The organism is Wolbachia endosymbiont of Drosophila bicornuta (assembly GCF_028982105.1).
Lineage (GTDB): Bacteria > Pseudomonadota > Alphaproteobacteria > Rickettsiales > Anaplasmataceae > Wolbachia > Wolbachia pipientis.
Genome location: NZ_JAPQLF010000038.1, coordinates 1 through 4349 on the forward strand (window position 1 = coordinate 1; position 4349 = coordinate 4349).

Below are 4349 nucleotides of genomic sequence, written 5' to 3' on the forward strand. Positions count from 1 at the left end.
TATACATCCTCTAAAAGAAATCAAAAATTGTTGAACTGGTCAATATTTATAACTAATGTTCCAGAAAATAAAATTAGTGCTGAGCAAGTATTAACGATTTACAGAGTAAGGTGGCAAATTGAGTTATTATTTAAATTGTATAAAAGCCATATCAGGCTTGATAAGGTAAAAGGAAAGCCATGCAGAGTATTATGTGAACTATATGCTAAATTGTGTGCAATTCTTATATTTCACGGCATAGTTGGTTGCACAGAAGTGAAAAAGAATACAGAACTTAGCTTAACAAAGGCATTTATTGATCTAAAAAGGCGGGTTAGAGAGTTATTTTTAGTATTAACCAAAATTAATAGTTTAAAAGCATTTCTTAAAAAACTCACTATAACTTGGTCGCGATTTTCATTAAAAGACAAACNTAGAAGGGCTAGAGTATCCACTTTAACCTCTCTAAATTTGCTCACAATCTCTTAACTTGACGCGTATGATTCGGATGACACCCTCATAAAGTGAAATGAGATCCAGCTAACACGTAGCGGGATGACGAGAAAGGGGCTACTCGGATGACACCCTCATAAAGTGAAATGAGATCCAGCTAACACGTAGCGGGATGACGGGAAAAGAGGTACTGGGAGACATCCTTCCTGGTAGACCAAAATCACAATGTTCGCACAGTTGTGCGTCACGCGCTGCCGAACACTGTATGGTTATACAAGAAAAATTAAGGCTTAAAAGGAATTTTAAGTATCAGGACTCAAGGTTTTTATTCCTTCTTAATAAAACATAAAAAGCCCCTTTACCACCATGTTTTTTCGTAGCTTGTTGGTAGTATAGAACAATATGCTGGATTTTAGTGTCATTTAACCATTTATTTAAGTTACTCTTTATAGTGTCTGTTTTGTTTGTTGCACTGCCGTATCCCGTAATTACCAATAAACATCTATTTCCTGCTCGATAATTTTTGATAATAAAATCTATCAATTTACAGTAAGCATCCTCTATATTATAGCCATGCAAATCGAGCTTATCGCTTATAAAATATTTACCCCTATCAACTTTTGATTTTGTGTTTTGGTCAAGACAAAATGATGAGTTACTATTATTGGTATTAAGAAAATTCCCTTGTAAGTCGGAGGTACCTTTATCAACCATAGACTTTATATTTACTTTATGATCAACTTTCAAAGTAACTTTTCCACATTCTATTGGCTTAACATTTTTTTGCCAATCCAACTCATTGTCCGACATAAACGCATTAATCGAATTGTATAATTTTACAACAATATCCAAACATAGTAAAATGTTGCTTATTCTATAAAAACCAGATTTTCAATAATACGATGAAATCGTCAAAAACTAATGAGAATTTTTGGCTGTATGGAAAGCACACCTGCATGTCAGCACTGAAGAATAAAAATAGGCGGTGTATAGAACTGTTAGCAACAGAAAATTTCTATAGAGAGCACAAAAAAGAAATTAGGCAATGTGTAGACAGTAAGGGCATTAAAGTTCGATTAGTAGAAAGCAAAATACTTAATGACGTTTTACCCAAAGGTGCTAACCATCAGGGAATTGCTTTAAATGTTGCCCCTATTCTTTATAACTTAAGCATTGAAGAAATAGCTGAAAGCTCGAACGATAGCTCTACTATAGTCATTTTAGATCAAGTCACTGACACGCACAATATTGGGTCGATTTTAAGAACTTCAGCTTGTTTTAATGTCGACGCATTGGTTTTACCACATAACCATTCACCAAGTGAAAATGCATCTATTGCAAAAGCAGCAAGTGGAGCATTGGATATTGTCCCACTAATATACGTTACAAATATAGTAAAAACTATGCAGTATTTAAAAAAGGTCGGTTACTGGTGTTATGGGTTTGATTGCAATACTAAAGAAAATATAGATGAAATAAAGAGTTTTGAGAAAAAAAGAGTAATTATTTTTGGTTCCGAAGAGAAAGGAATGCGGAGGTTAGTTAAAGAAAACTGTGATTATCTTTTAAAAATACCAATGTCAAATGCAATTAACAGTTTAAATGTTTCAAATGCAGCAGCAATAGGCCTATATTCTATTCATATTAAAACAAATGCCAGCGCATAGCTGTTTATAATAAAAACACTTGATAAAAATATGGTTTTATATTATAATGTGTTAAGTAATGGATAAAAGGAGTTATATTATGTCTTACATGAGAAATGAACAGGATATTCGCTCTCAAGGCGCTTACTACAGTGCTGGGCTTAGAAGTTACCTAACTAAAGTGTATAATTATATGGCTTTAGCTTTAGGCGTTACAGGGCTTGTCGCGTTCCTAACGGTGTTTTCAGGTCTTTTTCAGGTAATTCATTCTAATCCAGTCCTGTTGTATACAGTAATATTTTCTCCACTTGTACTAGTGTTTTTTGTATACCCTAAAATTCTACATCTTAGTGTTCAGTCTGCATTCACCATATTTTTTGCGTTTGCAGTATTAATTGGAATGTCTTCATCCTATATTTTCATAATTTATACTGCAGAAAGTATAGCAAGAGCATTTTTCATTACATCAATCATGTTCGGCTCTATGGCTTTGTATGGTAACATCACAAAAAGAGATCTAACAAGTATGGGCTCTTTTTTGAGAATGGGAGTCTGGGGATTAATTATAGCATCTGTAGTGAATTTGTTCCTTGGAAGTGGTCCACTCGATTTTGCAATATCATTCATATCGGTAATAGTGTTTACTTTAAAAACTGCATCTGACGCTCAGAGAATCAAGGATGTTTATTACAAGTATAATGATGGTTCAGAAGCTGCTACTACTAAGCTGGCAATACTTGGTGCAACTAGTCTTTACCTAGACTTTATCAATATATTTCTCAGTTTGCTCAGGTTACTTAATAACAGGGACTAAATGTTCTCCTTTTTAAGGAGAAATGATAAAAATTCTGTAGTCTTCTTTTTAATATCTTTAGTTGTGTCGATGATATGTCTTACATATGCATCGGTGCCTCTATATAGCATTTTTTGTAAAGCTACTGGGTATGGTGGCACAATAAGAAAAGTAACTAACGCAACAACAAATATAACTAACCAAAAGATCAGGGTCCATTTCAATGCTGATATAATGTCCGATCTACCTTGGGAATTTAAATCAGAAACTAACTATGTTGATGTAAACATAGGAGAACAAAGTTTAGCTTTTTATTACGCAAAAAATCTATCTGATCAGCCTTCATTTGGAATGGCGGTGTATAATGTTACGCCTTTCAAAGCAGGTAAGTATTTCAATAAAATTGCATGCTTTTGTTTTGAAGAGCAAATGTTGCTACCAAAACAAAAAGCAGCTATGCCCGTATCTTTCTATATAGATCCTGAGATAATGCTTGATAGTAATACAAAAGATTTAAGTGAAATAACGCTATCATACACGTTTTTTAAGCTTAAGTAACAGAATGTTTGCAAACCATAAGCGTCAAGTTAAGGAAATAAAGGTATGAAAGAGATAGAATAATAAGGTATAAGTTCTCCAAGATATACTTTTAGTGAGAGAACCAATGAATAAAATAACTTGCTTATCAAAAAAGCTCAAAGAATTTTTTAATGAAAAAGCAGAGGAAATCTCAATTACAACAAGGTTTATAAAAAGAAAGAGAAAGCTAAAAGGTTCATCATGCGTAAAAGCCATGGTCTTGGGTAATATAGGAGTTGATAATTGTAGCGTAGAAACAATGTGTCAATTACTAAACGAGGACTCGATAGATATAACAAAACAAGGTTTGGATTTTAGATTTACTGAAGAAGCAGTGGAATTTATGAAAAGGATGTATAATGAATCTGTGATTCTCTTTAAAAATATCTTGCAAGTTGATTGCAAAATCTTACAGCAATTTAATAGTGTTAAATTATTGGACAGTAGCTATGTTACTCTACCTAACAGTATGGAAGAGATGTATAAAGGTTATGGTACTAGCTACAGTGGCTATGAAAGCAATACTAAGTCTGGAATAAAGTTACAATTAGTTTTCGACTACATGAATCAGATAATAGACCAACTTAATTTAACGGAGTGGGTAAGATCAGACCAGGGATATAGGAAACATTTAAGTAATATATTAAGCAATGATTTGCTAATATCTGATCTCGGTTATTTTGTGCCAAGTTCTTTTAAACAAATCAATGAAATAGGAGCTTATTTCATAAGTCGTTATAAATCCGATACCAACATATATGATGTAGAAACAAATCAAAAAATGGAGTTATTAGAATGTTTAGAGGATAAGTTATTTTTAGAAAACGAGGTATTGTTAGGAAAAGAAGCAAAAATTAGAGTAAGAATTATATGTCAGAAACTAACTGAAGAACAGTATA

6 protein-coding genes are annotated in these 4349 nt (G+C 32.8%); 5 read left to right on the forward strand and 1 reads right to left on the reverse strand.

Going from position 1 to position 4349, the window contains the following annotated elements:
• Positions 1 to 468: transposase (locus OZD68_RS00490; RefSeq protein WP_275008713.1), on the forward strand; the 468-nt coding region annotated here is incomplete at its 5' end.
• A 273-nt stretch (positions 469 to 741) separates the two neighbouring features.
• Here OZD68_RS00490 and OZD68_RS00495 read toward each other — a convergent pair.
• Positions 742 to 1242, reverse strand: a complete 501-nt coding sequence (locus OZD68_RS00495) for a Smr/MutS family protein (protein ID WP_182309589.1) — start codon at positions 1240 to 1242, stop codon at positions 742 to 744.
• A 92-nt stretch (positions 1243 to 1334) separates the two neighbouring features.
• On the opposite strand from OZD68_RS00495, the gene rlmB reads away from it, so the two are divergent.
• The 4 genes from rlmB to OZD68_RS00515 all read left to right on the forward strand — a co-directional run.
• Positions 1335 to 2099: a 23S rRNA (guanosine(2251)-2'-O)-methyltransferase RlmB gene (rlmB, locus tag OZD68_RS00500; RefSeq protein ID WP_182309588.1), complete on the forward strand. Its 765-nt coding sequence runs from the start codon at positions 1335 to 1337 to the stop codon at positions 2097 to 2099.
• A gap of 79 nt (positions 2100 to 2178) precedes the next feature.
• Positions 2179 to 2892 carry a Bax inhibitor-1/YccA family protein gene (locus OZD68_RS00505; RefSeq protein ID WP_182309587.1) on the forward strand — a complete coding sequence of 238 codons (714 nt, stop codon included), beginning with the start codon at positions 2179 to 2181 and terminating at the stop codon, positions 2890 to 2892.
• The gene (locus tag OZD68_RS00510; RefSeq protein WP_182309586.1) at positions 2893 to 3429 is read left to right on the forward strand and encodes a cytochrome c oxidase assembly protein; all 537 of its coding nucleotides are present in this window, start codon (positions 2893 to 2895) and stop codon (positions 3427 to 3429) included.
• A gap of 106 nt (positions 3430 to 3535) precedes the next feature.
• On the forward strand, positions 3536 to 4349 hold an 814-nt coding region (locus OZD68_RS00515), incomplete at its 3' end, for an IS4 family transposase (RefSeq protein ID WP_275008717.1).